Here is a 15320-nt window from a genome sequence, read left to right as displayed (position 1 = left end):
AGCCTCCCATTTACTTCGCGGTCCCGATGGGTCAGACCAATGGGAGTTGTCCGCCTCCGTAAAGGTCTCTGCATCGTGCTGCAACGCAATGATCGTTCCAAATTCACCCAGCTTCGCGACCTTCTTCAGTCGAAGGATCTGTCCTTCCTGATGGAGGCCCATTCCGGCCTTTCGGCCAAGATCGTGGAAGAGGCCGGGTTCGGCGGCGTCTGGGCCTCGGGCCTGTCGATCTCGGCCACGCTGGGGGTGCGCGACAACAACGAACTGTCGTGGACGCAGGTCCTGGACGTGCTGGAATACATGTCCGACGCGACCACCGTGCCGATCCTCGTGGACGGCGACACCGGCTATGGCAACTTCAACAACTTCCGGCGGTTGGTCAGCAAGCTGTGCCAGCGCGGCATCGCGGGGGTCTGCATCGAGGACAAGGTCTTCCCGAAGACCAACAGCTTCCTGTCCGAGGGCGACGACCTTGCCGACATCGAAGAATTCTGCGGCAAGATCAAGGCTGGCAAGGACACGCAAGAGCATCCCGATTTCTCGGTCGTGGCGCGGATCGAGGCGCTGATCGCCGGTCAGGGCATGGACGAGGCGCTGAAGCGGGCCGATGCCTATGCCGACGCGGGCGCCGACGCGCTGGTGATCCACTCGCGCAAGCGCGACGCCGACGAGATCCTTGAATTCAACCGGCTGTGGGACCATTCGCGCTGCCCGGTGATCGTGATCCCGACCAAGTACTACCGCACCCCCACCGACCAGTTCCGCGATGCGGGCGTGTCGACGGTGATCTGGGCCAACCACAACCTGCGGGCGGCGATCAGTTCCATGCGCCAGGTCAGCCGGAAGATCTTTGAACAGCAGACCCTGCTAGAGATCGAATCCGAAGTCGCGCCGTTGGAGGACGTCTTCGCGCTGGCCAACGCCAGCGAACTGGAAGAGGCCGAGAAGGTTTATCTTGCCGCCCAGCCCGAGCGGTCCGCCGTCATCCTTGCCGCCACGCGCGGCAGCGATCTTGGCGACCTGACTAAGGACCGGCCCAAGTGCATGGTCAACGTGCGCGGCCAGTCGATCCTTGCGCGCCAGCTGGATGCCTTCCGCCGCGAGCGGGTGAAGAACGTGACCGTCGTGGCGGGGTACTGCCACGAGGCGGTCGAGGGCGAGGACATTTCCAAGGCGCTGAACCCCGACTACGCCACCACCGGCGAAGCCGCATCGCTGGCCTGTGCCCGCGACGCGCTGACCGGCGCCGCCATCGTTGGCTACGGCGATATCGTGTTCCAGCCGTTCTTCGTCAGCCTGCTGGGCGACCGCACCGAAGATTTCGTGATCCTCGTCGACCCGACGCTGTCCGGCACCGACAAGGACCGCGACCTTGTGGCCTGCTCTGCCCCTTACGAGGGCGGCTTCGCCACCGGCGCCGACCCGAAGGTCAAGGCGATCGGCGAGGTGGACACACCGGACGGCCAATGGGTCGGCCTGCTTGGTCTGTCGGCAGACGGCACCGCCAAGCTGCGCGCCGAACTCGACCGGATGGACGCCGAAGGCGTGCTGCCGCAGGCCGACATGGCCGCCGTTCTGACCCGCCTGATGGCGCGGGGCGAGACGGTGCGCGCCATTTACGTGTCCGGCAACTGGGCCAACGTGAACGACCTTGCCGACCTGTCCGAAGCCCGGAACACCATGTGATGACCGCCCCGCAGACCCCTGATCTTTCGACGAAAACGCGCCGCCCCCGATGATCGACGCGCAGGACTTCATCGCCGCCGCGTCCGAGCGCGGCATTTCCTTCTGGACGGGCGTGCCCTGTTCCTTCCTGACCCCGTTGATGAACGCGGTGATTTCCAGCCCGGACACCGCATATGTCGGCGCCGCCAGCGAAGGCGAAGCGGTGGCCATCGCGGCGGGCGCATGGCTTGCCGGACGCGAGACGGCGGTGATGTGCCAGAACTCGGGCCTTGGGAACACGGTCAACCCGCTGACCTCGCTGAATTTCCCGTTCCGCATCCCGACGCTGGTGCTGACGACGTGGCGCGGGCAGCCGGGCATCGGGGACGAGCCGCAGCACGAGCTTATGGGGCAGATCACGCAAGGTCTTCTGGACCTGATGCAGGTCCCGAACGCGCCGTTCCCCGAAACCGGCCCCGCCATCGGTCCGGCGCTGGACACCGCGATGGCGCGGATGGGCGAGACGTCTTTGCCCTACGGCTTCGTGCTGCCCAAGGGGATCGTCGCAAAGTCGCCGCTGGATCAGGCTCCGGTCCCGGCCCGGCCCGCCTGTGTGCCGCAGGGTGACTTCACCGGCACCGAGCCCCCGCGCCGGGTCGAGGTGCTGGACATGATCCGCACCGCCGTGCCGTCGGGCGCCGGGCTGATCGCGACCACCGGATTTTGTGGCCGCGAGCTTTACGCGCTCGAAGACGCGCCCGCGCATCTGTACACCGTCGGGTCGATGGGCGGCGCAAGCGCCATCGGTCTAGGCACGGCGCTGAACTCGGACCGCGAGATCGTGGTGCTGGACGGCGACGGCGCGGCGCTGATGAAGCTGGGCAACCTTGCCACCATCGGCGCCGAGCAGCCCGCGAACCTGACCCATGTGATCCTCGACAACGGGCTTCACGAAAGCACGGGCGGCCAGCGGACCGTGTCGCCCGGCGTCGACTTCGCGACCGTGGCCAGCGCCTGCGGCTATGCCTTCGCGGGCCGTGCCGACACGACGGACTCCACCGATGCGTTGCTGAAAGCCGCGCTTGCCGTGCCGGGCCCGCGCCTGTTGCACCTGAAGGTCGCGCCCAGCCGGATCGAAAACCTCCCCCGTCCCAAGGTGACGCCCGAAGCCGTCGCCCGCCGCTTCCGCGAGTACCTTGCATGACCGACGCCCCCCTGCTGCTGACCCCCGGACCACTGACCACCACCGACAGCGTCAAGCGCGCCATGCTGCGCGACTGGGGCTCGCGCGATCCCGAGTTCGAGGCGTTGACGGCACAGGTCCGCGCCGAGTTGCTGGCGATCGCCAACGCGGGTGACGCCTATACCGCCGTCCCGCTGCAGGGCTCGGGCACCTTCGCGGTCGAAGCGATGATCGCGACCCTCGTCGCGCCCGACGACGGCCTGCTGGTGGTCGCGAACGGCGCCTATGGCCGTCGGATCGCCGAGATCTGCGCCCGCATGGGGCTGAAACACGACGTGCTCGACCTGCCCGACCGCGCCCCGGTCCCGCCCGCGCGGGTGGCCGAGGCGCTGGCCGAAGGGCGCCACCGTTTCGTCGCGGTGATCCACTGCGAAACCACGTCGGGCGTCCTGAACCCGCTGGCCGAGATCGCCGAGGTCTGCCGCGCCGCGGGGGCAAAGATGCTGGTCGACGCGATGTCCTCGTTCGGCGCGCTGCCCTGCGACGCCGCAGAAACGGGATTCGCCGCGCTGGCCGCTTCGTCGAACAAGTGCCTGCAGGGCGTCCCCGGCGCCGCTTTCGTGATCTGCGACAAGTCGTTGTTGTTGCGCGACGATCACAGATCGCCGTCGCTGGTGCTGGATTTGGCGGCACAGGATCGGCAGTTTTCCGCTGACGGCCAGTGGCGGTTCACACCGCCGACACATGTCATCGCGGCGCTGGCGCAGGCGTTGGACGAACTTCGGGCCGAGGGCGGCACATCCGCGCGGCTGGCGCGATATACCGAGAATTGTACGCAGTTAATCAAGGGGATGACCGCACTGGGCTTCCAGTCGGTGCTGGACCCTGCGACACAGGCACCGATCATCGTCTCGTTCTCGGAACCCGCTGAGGACTGGTTCGATTTCCAACAGTTCTATGACAGGCTGAAGGCCGAAGGCTTCGCGATTTACGCGGGAAAGATGCGTGATCGTGCGACATTTCGCGTCGGGGTTATCGGTGACGTGACCCCCTCGGACATCGCCGCGTTCCTCGACGCCGCAGGGCGCGTCACCCGGGCCATGACGGAACGTCACTAAGTGTTTCAGGGCGTTACAACGCGTGCGCCCGTGGGGATTTTTGCCGGTCGGTCCCGGTAGGGCTATTGTTCGCGCGGTCAAATCCGGTAGGTTGTCGCAAACAGGCGGACGTACGGACAGACCAGGCAGGGCGCTGTCCAAGGAGGTTTTGATGGTTTCAGAGGGCAAGCCGGAGCGCCCGAGCTTTTCTGCAGTGGCAGAGCGACGGTTTCGGCTCGCCGGGAAGTCCATCATCGAAAAGGGTCACCCCTATTTCGTGCCCGTGGACCGTCTTGAGCAGATGTATTCCTCGAAACCCGAGGGCTATGTCAGCCTGGCCCACTACGACTATCTCGGCCTCGCACGTCATCCCGAAGTCATCGCCGCCTCGACGCAGGCGATGCAGGACTATGGCGCGGGCGCAGGGGCGTCGCGGCTGGTCGGCGGAGAGCGGACCGCGCACCGTGCGCTGGAACGCAACCTTGCCGAGTTCCTTGGCGTCGGCGACGTCCTGACCCTGATCTCGGGCTATCTGACCAACCTGTCGCTGATCAATCACCTGCTGGGTCCGCGCGATCTGGTGCTGATCGACAGCCTTGCGCACAACTCGATCGTGGTGGGCGCTAAGTCCGGCCGGTTCGAATGCCGCACGTTCGAACACAACGATTTCGACGACCTCGAAGAACAGCTGAAAGCCGCACGCGGCGAATTCCGGCATGTTCTGGTGGTCGTCGAGGGCCTGTACTCGATGGATGGCGACATTCCCGACCTGCCCCGGCTGATCGAGATGAAGAAACGCCACGATGCTTGGCTGCTGGTGGACGAGGCGCATTCCTACGGCGTGCTTGGCCCCAACGGTAAAGGCATCTGCGAACACTTCGGCATCGACCCGTCCGAGGTCGAACTGTCCGTGGGCACCCTGTCGAAAAGCTTCGTGTCCTCCGGCGGCTTCATCTGCGCCAATGCCGAGGTGATCGCGTGGCTGCGGTTCACCCTGCCCGGCTTTGTCTATTCGGTCGGGCTGTCGCCCGCGACCACCGCGTCGGCGGATGCCGCCGTGAACATCCTGCGCCGCGAGCCTGAACGGGTCGAACGGCTGAAGCAGAAATCGCGCCTGTTCCGCGACAGCGCCCGCGCCGCCGGGCTGGAACCCGGCAACGCCATCGGCGAAGCCGTCGTGCCGCTGCATTTCGAAAGCCCCGAACAAACCATGATGGTCAGTCAGGTGCTGATCGAGCATGGCATCTACGCGCCGCCCATCGTTCAGGTGGGCGTGCCGAAAGATCAGCCGCGCATCCGGTTCTTCTTTTCCGCCGCGCACCGGGACGAAGACATCCTGCGTGCCGTCGACGTCACCGCCGCTGCGGTGCACGGCGAACTGCCGGTTCAGATCGCCAGCTCCTGATCCGGCACGGCGCTGCGGGCCACGGGCCGCGCAGCACCGCCACAGGCAGAAGCTTGCCGATGGTCACGGCGCCTTGTTCTTGAGTGTCTCGAAGATGTCGCGACCCGCGCTATAGTTGCATCATGGACAGACGTCATTTCATCGGCACCGCAGGTGCGACCCTTGGCACCGCGCTTGTTTCCGGGCTTATCCCCGGGGCGGCCTCTGCCGCGCGTCTTCAGACGGTTCGGGTCGACCGGCAGCCCGCCGTGCCGCTGGTCCAGCCAGAGTGGCCGGTGCCGGAAGACCCCAACCAGATGTTCTTTCTGCAACGGTCCACGAACGAGAACACCATCGTCTTCGCCGCGCGCTACGATGCCGCCGGCACCCTGACCTATCCCGACGCCGTCGACATCTACTGGCGCCGCTATGCCAGCGGCGGCGAACGCAAACCGCTGAAACCCATCGAACGGCTGCTGGCCTTCGGCGTGAACATCAGCCGTCGCGAGGTGGCCGGACAGTACAACGTGGCGCTTAAGCCGCTGCCGCAACTGCCGCTGGTCCTGCTGCAAACCGCCCCGTTCCGGGCGCAGGTGCTGGGCCGCATCGGCGACCAGACGGCCCGGATCGTCTATGCCTATGCGCATGTCGACGAAAGCGGCCTGCTGCCACGGGTCACGCAACTGTCGATCCACGGCGTGCTGCCGGACGGAGCAGGCGCGATTTCCGAATATTACGCGGTTTCGGGCGGCGAGTTTCAGTAATAATCCACTGGCGCCCGCCCCGTCACCGTGCCAAAACCCCGCCTAGAATAACGAGAATTTCGAGGGATACATGAGCACCTCCCAGCGCGGCAGTATCCGCACGGCGATTGCCGGCGTCGGCAATTGCGCCTCTTCGCTCGTCCAGGCTGTTTCCTATTGCCGCGTGAAAGGTGCGGATGCCGTTGGCGTCTCGTTCCCGGAACTTGGCGGCTACCGCCCCGAGGACATCGAGATCGTCGCAGGCTTCGACGTCGACCGGCGCAAGGTGAACCGCCCCATCGGCGAGGCGGTTCTGGCCGATCCCAACTGCACCGAGATCTTCTGGGACAAGCTCGACGATCAACCGGCCCGCGTGCACCGCGGCCCCGACCTTGACGGCGTGTCCGCCTTCATGCGCAACCAGCCGCCCGAACTAAGCTTCGTGCCGTCGGACGAGCCGCCGTTGTCGAAGGACCAGATCGTCGCCGCGCTGAAGGACGCGCAGGCCGAGGTGCTGGTGATCTTCCTGCCCGTCGGCAGCACGCAGGCGGTGGAATTCTACGCCCAATGCGCGCTGGAAGCGGGCTGCGCCGTGGTGAACGGCATTCCGGTGTTCTTGGCGTCCAACCCTGCATGGGCCAAGAAGTTCGAAGACGCCGGCCTGCCGATCCTTGGCGACGACTTCAAGGCGCAGTTCGGCGCGACCGTGGTGCACCGCACGCTGGCGCATCTGGCCGACATGCGCGGCGTGAAGATCGACCGCACCTATCAGTTGAACGTCGGCGGCAACACCGACTTCATGAACATGATGGACATGGACCGGCTGGCGCTGAAGCGCGAGTCGAAGACCGAAGCGGTGCAGGCTGCGATGGATTCGCGCCTTGCCGACGGCAACATCCGCATCGGCCCGTCGGACTATGTCCCGTGGCTGCACGACCGCAAGGTCGCCTACGTGCGGATCGAGGGCCAGCTGCTGGGCGGCGCCCGCACCTCGATGGAGGTCCGGCTAGAAGTCGAAGACAGCCCGAACGCCGCCGCGATGGCGATCACCGCCGTGCGCTGCGCCCGCATCTCGCTGGAACGCGGCCTGAAAGGCGCGGTGCCCGAGGCAAGCGCGTTCCTGTTCAAGCACCCGCCCGAGCAGGTCGACGACCCCGAGGCCCACGACATGCTGCTGGCCTTCGCGGAAGACGCCCGCCCGTGACCGACGCGGCCCGCCGGCCGGCCTTCATCACCGGGGGCAGCAGCGGGATCGGCCTTGCGCTTGCCCGCCAGCTGGCCGCACGCGGACACCCCGTGGCGCTGTTCGCCCGCAATGCCGACCGGCTGGCCGAGGCGGCGTTGTCGGTTCCCGGCGCCCGCGCCTACCCGTGCGACGTCTCTGACCGTAGCGCCGTCGAGGCCGCCGTGGCGCAGGCCGAGTCGGATCTTGGCGCGCCGGAATGGGCCATCGCCAACGCGGGCATCGCCGAGCCGGGCACTTTCCTGACGCAGGACATCGCATCCCACGAAGCGCAGATGCAGACCAACTACATGGGCGCCTTGTATTTCGCGAAGGCCTGCGCCGGGGCGATGGACAGCGGTCGGCTGGTGTTCGTGTCCTCTGGCGCGGCGTTCTTCGGGATCTACGGCTATTCCGCCTATGCGCCGTCCAAATTCGCCCTGCGCGGGCTGGCCGAGGTGCTGCGGGTCGAACTTGCGCCCCGGATCAGCGTCACGCTGGCCTACCCGCCCGACACCGACACGCCGCAACTGGCCGCCGAGGCGCGGACCAAGCCTGAGGTGACGAAGAAGATCACCGCAGGCGGCGGGTTGTGGGCGCCCGAAGCGGTTGCCGCCGCGATCCTGAAACGCGCCGACAAGGGCCGGTTCGCCGCCGCGCCCGGCCTGCAGATGGCGGCGTTGCTGTGGCTGCATTCGCTGGCGGCTCCGGCGCTGCGGGCGTGGCAGGCGGGCATCGCGCGGAAGCACCGCTGATGGTCGGTGTCGCCTATGCGGGTGCGCTGCCCATGATGCTGGCGCTGCTGTGCCTTGCGCTGCTGGCGGTGGGCTATGTGGTCGTGCTGGGCCTGATGGCCATACCCGCGACCCGCGCCACCGCGCGGGACGTGTTCCCGGTGCTGCTGACCGAAACGCTGATCGTCGGCGTCGTCGCGGGCGCGTTTCTTCTGGGCACCTATGCCATCGTCGCGCTGTTCGCGGTTCTGGCCCTGCGCTGCGGCTACGAGGCCGCGCGGATCACCCTGCCCCGCGCAGGCATACCGGGCGCGCTGCCCGCGATGATCGCCGGGGCCGTGATGCTGGTGCTGGGGCTGCTGGCGTCGCGGGTTCATCCCATCCCGCTGGCGCTGGGGGCGGTCCTGCTGATGGGCGTCCTGCTGGCGCTTCGGCCGATGCTGCGGCGCGACGGTCCGGCCAAGGCGCTGGCCGATCTCGTGCTGTTCCCCGGCGTGCCGCTGATCCTGTTCACCGGCAGCGCGTTGCAGGGCGGCGCCGCGACGATGCTGGTCGCCTTCCTGCTGGTCGAGACCTTCGACAGCTATGCCCTGCTTGGCGGCAAATTGTTCGGAAAACGCAAGGCGTTCCCGGTTCTCAGCCCGAAGAAAACGGTCGAGGGGCTGGCCTCGGGCGCGGTGATGCTGATGCTGACCGTAGGTCTTCTGGGCCCGCTTCTGGGCGGCTTCCCGGTGCTGGGCTCGATGCTGTTCGCGCTGGCCGCCGGCGCGCTGACGGTGGCGGGCGACCTTGCCGCGTCGCGGCTCAAACGGGTGGCGGGGGTCAAGGACTATCCCGCCGTGCTTCCGCATCAGGGCGGGCTTCTGGACATCACCGACGCATGGATCGCCACCGGCGCCGGGCTGGTCACGTTGATGTCACTCGGTAACCTCTTTTGATGACAAGAGATGTTTGATCCGTCTCATTTATCTGCGCATCATCTGCGGGACACACGGTAGGGACCACCGGGCCGAGGCCAACCGCGACCGACATGGCGATTATTCAGCGACTTCACAGCCCGATGACGCGGCTTCTGACGCAGCGTGCGCTGCGCACGATCGTGGCGTTTCTGGTGCTGATCGAGTCGATCTTCATCGCGGACATCTTCACCTCGACCCTCGAACAGGTCCTGCGCGAAGGTGGCCGGGCGATCGACCTGCTGACGATCCTGCTTCTGAAGTCGCCCGAGATCGTGGATTTCGCGCTGCCGCTGGTGCTGTTTCTGGGCCTGTACCTTGCGATCACCCGCGCGCGCGATGCGAACGAGCTGGTGATCTGCGCCGCCGCCGCCGAGCCGTGGACGCGCATTCCCCGGCTGGCGATGTACTTTGGCGGCGCGGGCTTTGCGCTGTCGTTCCTGTTTTCCGGGTTGATCACGCCGATGGCAAGCTATGCCGAGCGGCTTAGCCTGTACGACATGCGCGCGCGGACCCTGATCGCCGAACTGTCCAACCCCGCCGACGTGCGCCGTGTGCGCGAGGTCAACGGCCGCACCTTCATCGCCAGCCCCAGCGACGATCCCGACGCACAATACGGCGACCTGTTCGTCTACCGGCCCGGCCCGGACGGGTCGTGGATCGTGGCGCAGGCCACCGACTGGGAGATCGCGGGCCCCGATGAGGCACGCGACTACGTCGTCCGCCTGCAAGAGTTCCGCGAGATCCGAGGGCGCAGCGGCACCGCCCCCACCACGGGCGCGACCGCCGGGGTGCCGGGGCTGGATTTCGCCCGCATCAACGTGCGCTCGATGGAGATGGCGTTCTCGGCGGACGACGTGATCGAGACGGTCGACGAAAGCCCGCGCGCAACCGAACGCGCCCTGTTCCAGACCGACGGCCCGCTGTGGGGCGAGCCCATTCCCCGGTCCGACGGCAGCCTGATGACCCGCCCGACCCGCCGGTTCGGCGAAATGCTGGCCCGCGCCATCCTGTGCCCGGTGGCCGCCGCGATGGCGGTGGCGGCGGCGGCGTTCTCGGGCACGCGACGGGGCCGCTGGCTGGCGCTGCCGGGCGGCCTGCTGCTGGTGCTGGCGGGCGACGTGGGCAGCCGCGCGATTTTGGGCGACGCGGTGGTGCTGGGCTACGTCCGGTTCTGGCCCGCCGCGATCGCGATTGTGGCGATGGGCCTTGCCCCGGCGCTGGGATACGCGTGGCTGCGGGCGGAACAGATCGTGGTGCCAGCGCGGGGGCGCGCCTGACGATGACGGACGCGGACAGCCCCGACACCCCCGAGACCCGAGCCACCCCGACGCAGCGCGACGGCGCCGAGGTGCTGCAACGGGTGCGGACCATGTTCCTTGGCATCGCCACCCGCCGCGCCCTGATCGAGTACCTGCTGTCCGTGGCGGCGGTCATGTTCCTTCTGACGATGATCGCCTACACCATCGACCTTGCGCGCATCTTCCCGGATATCCGCTGGCAGTCCACCTATCAGGAAACCGCGCTGCCGTCGGTCCTGCTGCCCTACCTGTTGCAGCGCGGCGTCGACATCGTGACGCGAATGCTGCCGGTGGCGATGTTCTTCGGACCGTTCCTTGCCGAGATCGGGCGCCGCCTGCGGCTGGAAACCGTGATCCTTGCCACGGCTGGCGCCGGACCGGGCCACCGGCTGGCCGCGCTGCTGTGGCTCGCCCTGATCCTTGGCGGGATCTACACCGGGCTAGAGGCGCGCTGGCGCCCCGCCGCGATACAGGCGCAGGTCGAGACCGGGCTGGGCGACTATGCCGAACGCTATGACGACCGCTGGCTGGAAGGGCGCTGGGTGGTGAACGGCGATGTCGCGATGCGGGCCGACCTGCGGCGTGGTTCCCAGCCCGAGATGCGCAACCTGCTGGTGTTCAACGGCATCGGCGCGGCAGAGCTGGCCTCGGTCGTGGGTGCCGAACGCGCGGTGCCGACGGACACGCCCGACGTCTGGCGGCTGGAGGACGTCACCGAGTGGACGCCCGAGACCGGATCGACGCTGCGCACCGCGCGCACGTCCGAAGCCCCGCTGTTGCTGACCAGCGCGCAGCTGACGCACTACGGGATCGCGCCCTATGTTCTGTCGACCGCCGACCTGCGCACCCTTGCCCGCGCGCCGACCGAGACGCATTACCTGCCCGGCATCCGCACCGCCCTGTGGCAGCGCCGGCTGGCGATTTTCCTGCCGGGCACGGTGGCGTTTCTTGCCGTGGCCTTCGCCACGCTTGGCTTCGACGGGCGTCGCATCCTGTACCCCCGCCTGATCGGCCTTGCGGCGGCGGGCTACATCCTGACCGTATCGCTCAAGGTGTTCTGGGCGCTGGGGCAGCAGGGCACCGTCGCGCCCTCGACCGCCGTCGCAACCGCGCTGGCGGTGCCACTTGTCATCGGCACGGTGGCCTTCGTCCGCCAGCTATAGGGGCGGCCTTCGGCGCGGGCGGCGACACGCGGCCCGCGCAGTCCGGTCAGGCCAAGCGCGATCCCGCCATCCGCGCCGCGCGCGCGGCGGCGACCTTCGGGTAGACCTCGCGTTCGGCGTGGGACAGCATCGTTTCGTCGTCCACTTCCGCCCACGGCAGGTCATCGATACGGACGCAGGGCACCGGCACCCGCTGGCCAAGCGCCACAAGGCCCGCCTCGTAATGTTCCGCCGGGGTTTCGGCCAGCACCTCTTCGGCCACGTCCCGCATCAGGTCGACGCTGTCCGCGTCCAGCGCGGTTATCCCGACGAGTTCGCCGAAATGCGCCTCGGGGCGGGCAGCGGGATCCTTTGAGATGTCGGCCAGCGCACCATCGGGCTGGGTCCAGACATAGACCTCGTCCCCCGCGCCGGTCGGCCCCGAGGTGACAAGCACGTTGCCGCCGGTCAGCGCGGCCTCCAGCCCCTCGGGCGCATAGATCAGATCCGATTCCAAAAGCACGATCGGCCCCGTGACCCCGTCCAGCGCGGTGGCCAGCGTGCGCAGGCTGCCGGTGGTGGAATACAGCGGATTGTGGATCAGCTCGACGCCGGACGCGGTGCCGAACGTGTCGCGATACTGTTCGTCCAGATGCCCGGTGACGATGCGCACGCGGTCGATCCCAGCGGCGCGCAGGGTGTCCAGCGACTGGGCCACCATCGGGCTGCCCCCGACCTCGATCAGCCCCTTCGGCATCAGGCGGCCGCGCGGCCCCATGCGCACACCCATCCCCGCCGCGACGATGATCGCCGTAAAGTCCTTCATTCTTTCCCCGATCTGCGGCAGAAACCGCGCATGGTCCCGGACGCGGTTCGGACCGCGCAAGTTGCGCGGACGATAAGTGAGGGGCCGGGAAGCATCAAGGCGGGGCAAGACGGTGACAGCACAGGAAAAGCCATCCTTCGGACGGATCGCGGCGGACCTTCGCCAGCCGTGGTTCCGCGAAGAGCTGCGCACCGCTTGGTCGATCGCCCTGCTTTACCGCGTACCGTCGCTGCCCGTCGTATGGATCTTCGCCCGTCTGGGCCTGTCCCCGGTCGGCGTGTCCTTCCTTGCGCTGGCCGTGGCGCTTGCGATGCCGCTGCTGGCGTGGGGTCTGCCGTTGGCCCACGCACCGTGGGCGGTGGCGCTCGCGGGCGCGCTGTTTCAGGTGCTGGACTGCGCCGACGGAACGCTGGCGCGGGTGACCGGGCGCACCTCGAAGACCGGCGGCGACCTCGATTTTCTTGTGGACATGACCCAGTGGGGCCTTCTGTACCTTGCCATCGGCCTGCTGGCCGACCGCGTGCTGGGGGCCGACGGCTGGGCAACGCTGGCCGCGATGGCGGGATGGGTGCGGCTGCTGGCGCGGGTGATCCGCGACCGGCTTCAGGGCCCCGAGGACGGGGTGCCCGGCCCCCTGACGCCCGCCGACTGGCTGCCCATGCTGATCGGCGGCATTTCGGGGCTGATCCCGATCCTTGCGCTGACCGGCGACTATCTTGGCTGGGCGGTCTGGGCGCTGATGATCTACAGCCTGCTGGATGTGGCAGAGGGTCTGCTGCCGCTGGCCCGCGACCTGCGGCGATGAAAATCGTCCAACTGTGCCCCTATGACATGTCCCGTCCCGGCGGGGTGCAGCGCCATGTCCGCGACCTGTCCCGCTGGCTGACGGCGCAGGGGCACGAAACCCGCGTGCTGTGCCCGCCCACCCCCGGCACGACGCCGGGAACCGACGGCATGATCACCACGCTGGGCCGAAGCCGCCTGATCGGTGCGCACGGGACCGAGTTCGAGCTGTCCCTCGCCGCCCCCCGCGCCTTGGCGGCCGCCACCCGCGACCTGCGGGACTGGGGCGCGGAGGTGGTGCACATGCACACCCCGTGGACGCCCTTCGTCACCAGCCAGCTTTGGTCCCGCCTGCGGCTTCCCTCGGTGTCGACGGTCCATGCCACCCTGCCCGCCCCGAACGCGCGCGGGCTGACCGACCGCTTCATCCGCTCTGCCGCGACGCGCATCCTGCCGGCCTGCGACCGCGTCGTCGTGCCGTCCGACGCCCCGCTTGAGATGCTGCGCCGGGTGCTGCCGACGCTGGAGCCGACGATCCTTTCCCCCACGATCGACCTGTCCGACTGGACCGCCGCCGCGCGGCCGCGCCGCCGGGACCGGCTGGAAATCGCCTTTCTTGGGCGGCTGGAACCGCGCAAGGGGCTGGACGTGGCCTTGGCCGCGTGGGCCCTGATCGCCAAGGCGCTGCCCCACGCCCGGCTCAGCATCGCGGGCGACGGACCGATGCGGGCGCAGGCGGACGCCGCCCGATCCGACCGCGTCACCGTGCTGGGGCGGCCCGACGACGCGCAGGCGCGCGCGCTGCTGGGACGGGCCGATATCCTGCTGGCCCCCGCGCCTTATGGCGAAAGCTTCGGACTGATCCTGCTGGAAGCGATGGCCGCCGGTTGCCTGCCGGTGGCGGCGGCGAATGCCGGCTATGCTTCGGTCCTGACGGGGCCCGGCACGGCGTTGCTGGTGCCGCCCAACGATCCCAAGGCGCTGGCCGACAAGGTCATCGCGATGGCAAGCCCGCCACAGGCCGTCAGGGAATGGGCCGCCGCAGCCGCCGACCGCTATGACGTGGCGCGGGTCGGCCCCGCGTACCTGCATTTGTACGAAGACATCCTGTCCGCGCGCTAGGCGCCCCGGACACCCGCGTCAGCCCGACCTGCACAGCGCGCGGTATTGTCCGTGTCATGCAGCGGCGTCCGGCGGCTTGCGGTGAAGTCGCCCCGGACGTGGTCCAGCCAGTACCCGAAATACGTCTTGTCCGCCGTTTCGGTGAACACCTCGGGCGCCTGCCGTTTCAGCTCGGGCAGCCGCGACCACGCGACATTCGGGAAAGTGTGGTGTTCGTTGTGATAGCCGGTGTTGAACAGCAGCCAGTTGATCGGGCCATAGCGCGACCGGGTCGGCGCCGTCTCGTCGGTGCCCTCGTGCTCGCTCAGCGACTGGCCAAGGTTCCAGATCCCGAACTTGCCAAGGAACAGCGACAGCGACCACAGGTGATACAACAAGGCCCACGGCCCGAACAACGCCAGCAGCGTCAGGTTCGACGCCAGCGACACGCCGATGAACAGCCGCTTTTGCCACAACGGCGCGCTAGTCGCTTCGACATGGCGCTCCGGGTCCTTCTGCGGGCGGCCCGTCAGCCACGCGTTCAGCCGCGGAAAGATCTCATCCCCGATGATCGGCCCCAGCGGCAGAAGATGCACCAGCAGGGTCAGCCCGGTCAGCAGGTGCTGCAATCGCGGGTTCTCGGACCGCAGCATCATCCGGCTTTGGAAGGCGCAGATGTCCTCGTGCTCGTAGTCGCGTTCGTAGTCGCCGATATAGGGGTGGTGGCTGGTGATGTGTTCGTGCTGGTAGATCAGTTGCTTGCCATAGCTGCCAAGAATCCACTCCAGCCCCATGTCGAAGCCCAGCTTGGCGCGGTTGCCCCGAAAGATCAGCTTGTGCGCGGTCTCGTGCACCAAACCGCCCGCAGAGTGGATCAGCAACTGCCCGGGCACGAAGGCCGCAAGAAAGATCACCCACAGTGCCGCATCCGACACCGCCCACGCGATGCCCCAATGCAGCGCCAGCAGCACCGGCAGCGCCAGCACCGTCCACGGCTGGGCCCCCGACACGCGCGCAAGATCGGGATGCGCGGCGATGGCGGCCTTGCGCATCTCGTTGTGGCGCCGCGCCTGCGGCGAAATCCCGGCCTTTCGGCCGCCCGTCGGCACCTGTGCAGGCGATTGATCCATTGCGGACGCTCCCGTCTGGACGTCGCAGGATTTTCTGGAAAACCCTGGTCCTC

14 protein-coding genes are annotated in these 15320 nt (G+C 68.0%); 12 read left to right on the top strand and 2 right to left on the bottom strand.

Features of this window, described 5'->3' with window-relative positions:
• The first annotated feature begins 75 nt into the window (after positions 1-75).
• The 10 genes from aepX to P1K30_RS01805 all read left to right on the top strand — a co-directional run bounded on the left by aepX (position 76) and on the right by P1K30_RS01805 (position 11448).
• On the top strand, positions 76-1686 hold the full coding sequence (gene aepX, locus P1K30_RS01850) for a phosphoenolpyruvate mutase (protein WP_275630965.1): 1611 nt from the start codon (positions 76-78) through the stop codon (positions 1684-1686).
• 49 nt (positions 1687-1735) lie between these two features.
• The gene (aepY, locus tag P1K30_RS01845) at positions 1736-2869 is read left to right on the top strand and encodes a phosphonopyruvate decarboxylase (protein ID WP_275630964.1); all 1134 of its coding nucleotides are present in this window, start codon (positions 1736-1738) and stop codon (positions 2867-2869) included.
• A complete protein-coding gene (locus P1K30_RS01840) occupies positions 2866-3966 on the top strand; it encodes a 2-aminoethylphosphonate--pyruvate transaminase (protein ID WP_275630963.1) in 1101 nt (366 codons plus the stop codon). The genes aepY and P1K30_RS01840 overlap by 4 nt, the downstream gene beginning before the upstream one ends.
• Positions 3967-4117: 151 nt before the next feature.
• On the top strand, positions 4118-5350 hold the full coding sequence (locus tag P1K30_RS01835; protein WP_275630962.1) for an aminotransferase class I/II-fold pyridoxal phosphate-dependent enzyme: 1233 nt from the start codon (positions 4118-4120) through the stop codon (positions 5348-5350).
• Between the two features lie 122 nt (positions 5351-5472).
• Positions 5473-6093: a DUF4833 domain-containing protein gene (locus P1K30_RS01830; protein WP_275630961.1), complete on the top strand. Its 621-nt coding sequence runs from the start codon at positions 5473-5475 to the stop codon at positions 6091-6093.
• A gap of 70 nt (positions 6094-6163) precedes the next feature.
• The gene (locus P1K30_RS01825; protein ID WP_275630960.1) at positions 6164-7276 is read left to right on the top strand and encodes an inositol-3-phosphate synthase; all 1113 of its coding nucleotides are present in this window, start codon (positions 6164-6166) and stop codon (positions 7274-7276) included.
• Complete coding sequence (locus tag P1K30_RS01820; RefSeq protein ID WP_275630959.1) at positions 7273-8049, top strand: SDR family oxidoreductase; 777 nt, start codon at positions 7273-7275, stop codon at positions 8047-8049. Before P1K30_RS01825 ends, P1K30_RS01820 begins: the two co-directional genes overlap by 4 nt.
• Entirely contained in the window at positions 8049-8966 is a 918-nt protein-coding gene (locus P1K30_RS01815) for a phosphatidate cytidylyltransferase (RefSeq protein ID WP_275630958.1), read from the top strand. The genes P1K30_RS01820 and P1K30_RS01815 overlap by 1 nt, the downstream gene beginning before the upstream one ends.
• A gap of 122 nt (positions 8967-9088) precedes the next feature.
• On the top strand, positions 9089-10264 hold the full coding sequence (locus P1K30_RS01810) for an LptF/LptG family permease (RefSeq protein ID WP_275630957.1): 1176 nt from the start codon (positions 9089-9091) through the stop codon (positions 10262-10264).
• Between the two features lie 2 nt (positions 10265-10266).
• Entirely contained in the window at positions 10267-11448 is a 1182-nt protein-coding gene (locus P1K30_RS01805; protein WP_275630956.1) for an LptF/LptG family permease, read from the top strand.
• Between the two features lie 46 nt (positions 11449-11494).
• On the opposite strand, the gene P1K30_RS01800 is transcribed toward P1K30_RS01805, so the two are convergent.
• Complete coding sequence (locus P1K30_RS01800) at positions 11495-12253, bottom strand: phosphocholine cytidylyltransferase family protein (protein WP_275630955.1); 759 nt, start codon at positions 12251-12253, stop codon at positions 11495-11497.
• A gap of 112 nt (positions 12254-12365) precedes the next feature.
• Between P1K30_RS01800 and P1K30_RS01795 the strand changes: the two genes are divergently transcribed.
• Both P1K30_RS01795 and P1K30_RS01790 read left to right on the top strand, forming a co-directional pair.
• A complete protein-coding gene (locus P1K30_RS01795) occupies positions 12366-13058 on the top strand; it encodes a CDP-alcohol phosphatidyltransferase family protein (RefSeq protein WP_275630954.1) in 693 nt (230 codons plus the stop codon).
• A complete protein-coding gene (locus P1K30_RS01790; RefSeq protein ID WP_275630953.1) occupies positions 13055-14158 on the top strand; it encodes a glycosyltransferase family 4 protein in 1104 nt (367 codons plus the stop codon). Before P1K30_RS01795 ends, P1K30_RS01790 begins: the two co-directional genes overlap by 4 nt.
• Here the strand turns inward: P1K30_RS01790 and P1K30_RS01785 are convergent.
• Positions 14155-15267 (bottom strand): fatty acid desaturase, encoded by a 1113-nt coding sequence (locus tag P1K30_RS01785; protein WP_275630952.1) that lies wholly within the window; start codon positions 15265-15267, stop codon positions 14155-14157. The two genes, P1K30_RS01790 and P1K30_RS01785, sit on opposite strands and share 4 nt — an antisense overlap.
• Between the last annotated feature and the right edge of the window lie 53 nt (positions 15268-15320).

The organism is Psychromarinibacter halotolerans, assembly GCF_029168315.1.
GTDB lineage: Bacteria > Pseudomonadota > Alphaproteobacteria > Rhodobacterales > Rhodobacteraceae > Psychromarinibacter > Psychromarinibacter halotolerans.
This window is presented reverse-complemented; position numbering and strand designations above follow the sequence as displayed.

What these genes read in the sequence shown, in the direction of transcription:
- P1K30_RS01825 (WP_275630960.1), top strand. Translation starts at nt 6,164, where the DNA reads ATGAGCACCTCCCAGCGCGGCAGTATCCGCACGGCGATTGCCGGCGTC.
- P1K30_RS01830 (WP_275630961.1), top strand. Translation starts at nt 5,473, where the DNA reads ATGGACAGACGTCATTTCATCGGCACCGCAGGTGCGACCCTTGGCACC.
- P1K30_RS01785 (WP_275630952.1), bottom strand. Translation starts at nt 15,267, where the DNA reads ATGGATCAATCGCCTGCACAGGTGCCGACGGGCGGCCGAAAGGCCGGG.
- P1K30_RS01790 (WP_275630953.1), top strand. Translation starts at nt 13,055, where the DNA reads ATGAAAATCGTCCAACTGTGCCCCTATGACATGTCCCGTCCCGGCGGG.
- P1K30_RS01810 (WP_275630957.1), top strand. Translation starts at nt 9,089, where the DNA reads ATGACGCGGCTTCTGACGCAGCGTGCGCTGCGCACGATCGTGGCGTTT.
- P1K30_RS01835 (WP_275630962.1), top strand. Translation starts at nt 4,118, where the DNA reads ATGGTTTCAGAGGGCAAGCCGGAGCGCCCGAGCTTTTCTGCAGTGGCA.
- aepY (WP_275630964.1), top strand. Translation starts at nt 1,736, where the DNA reads ATGATCGACGCGCAGGACTTCATCGCCGCCGCGTCCGAGCGCGGCATT.
- P1K30_RS01840 (WP_275630963.1), top strand. Translation starts at nt 2,866, where the DNA reads ATGACCGACGCCCCCCTGCTGCTGACCCCCGGACCACTGACCACCACC.
- P1K30_RS01805 (WP_275630956.1), top strand. Translation starts at nt 10,267, where the DNA reads ATGACGGACGCGGACAGCCCCGACACCCCCGAGACCCGAGCCACCCCG.
- P1K30_RS01800 (WP_275630955.1), bottom strand. Translation starts at nt 12,253, where the DNA reads ATGAAGGACTTTACGGCGATCATCGTCGCGGCGGGGATGGGTGTGCGC.
- P1K30_RS01815 (WP_275630958.1), top strand. Translation starts at nt 8,049, where the DNA reads ATGGTCGGTGTCGCCTATGCGGGTGCGCTGCCCATGATGCTGGCGCTG.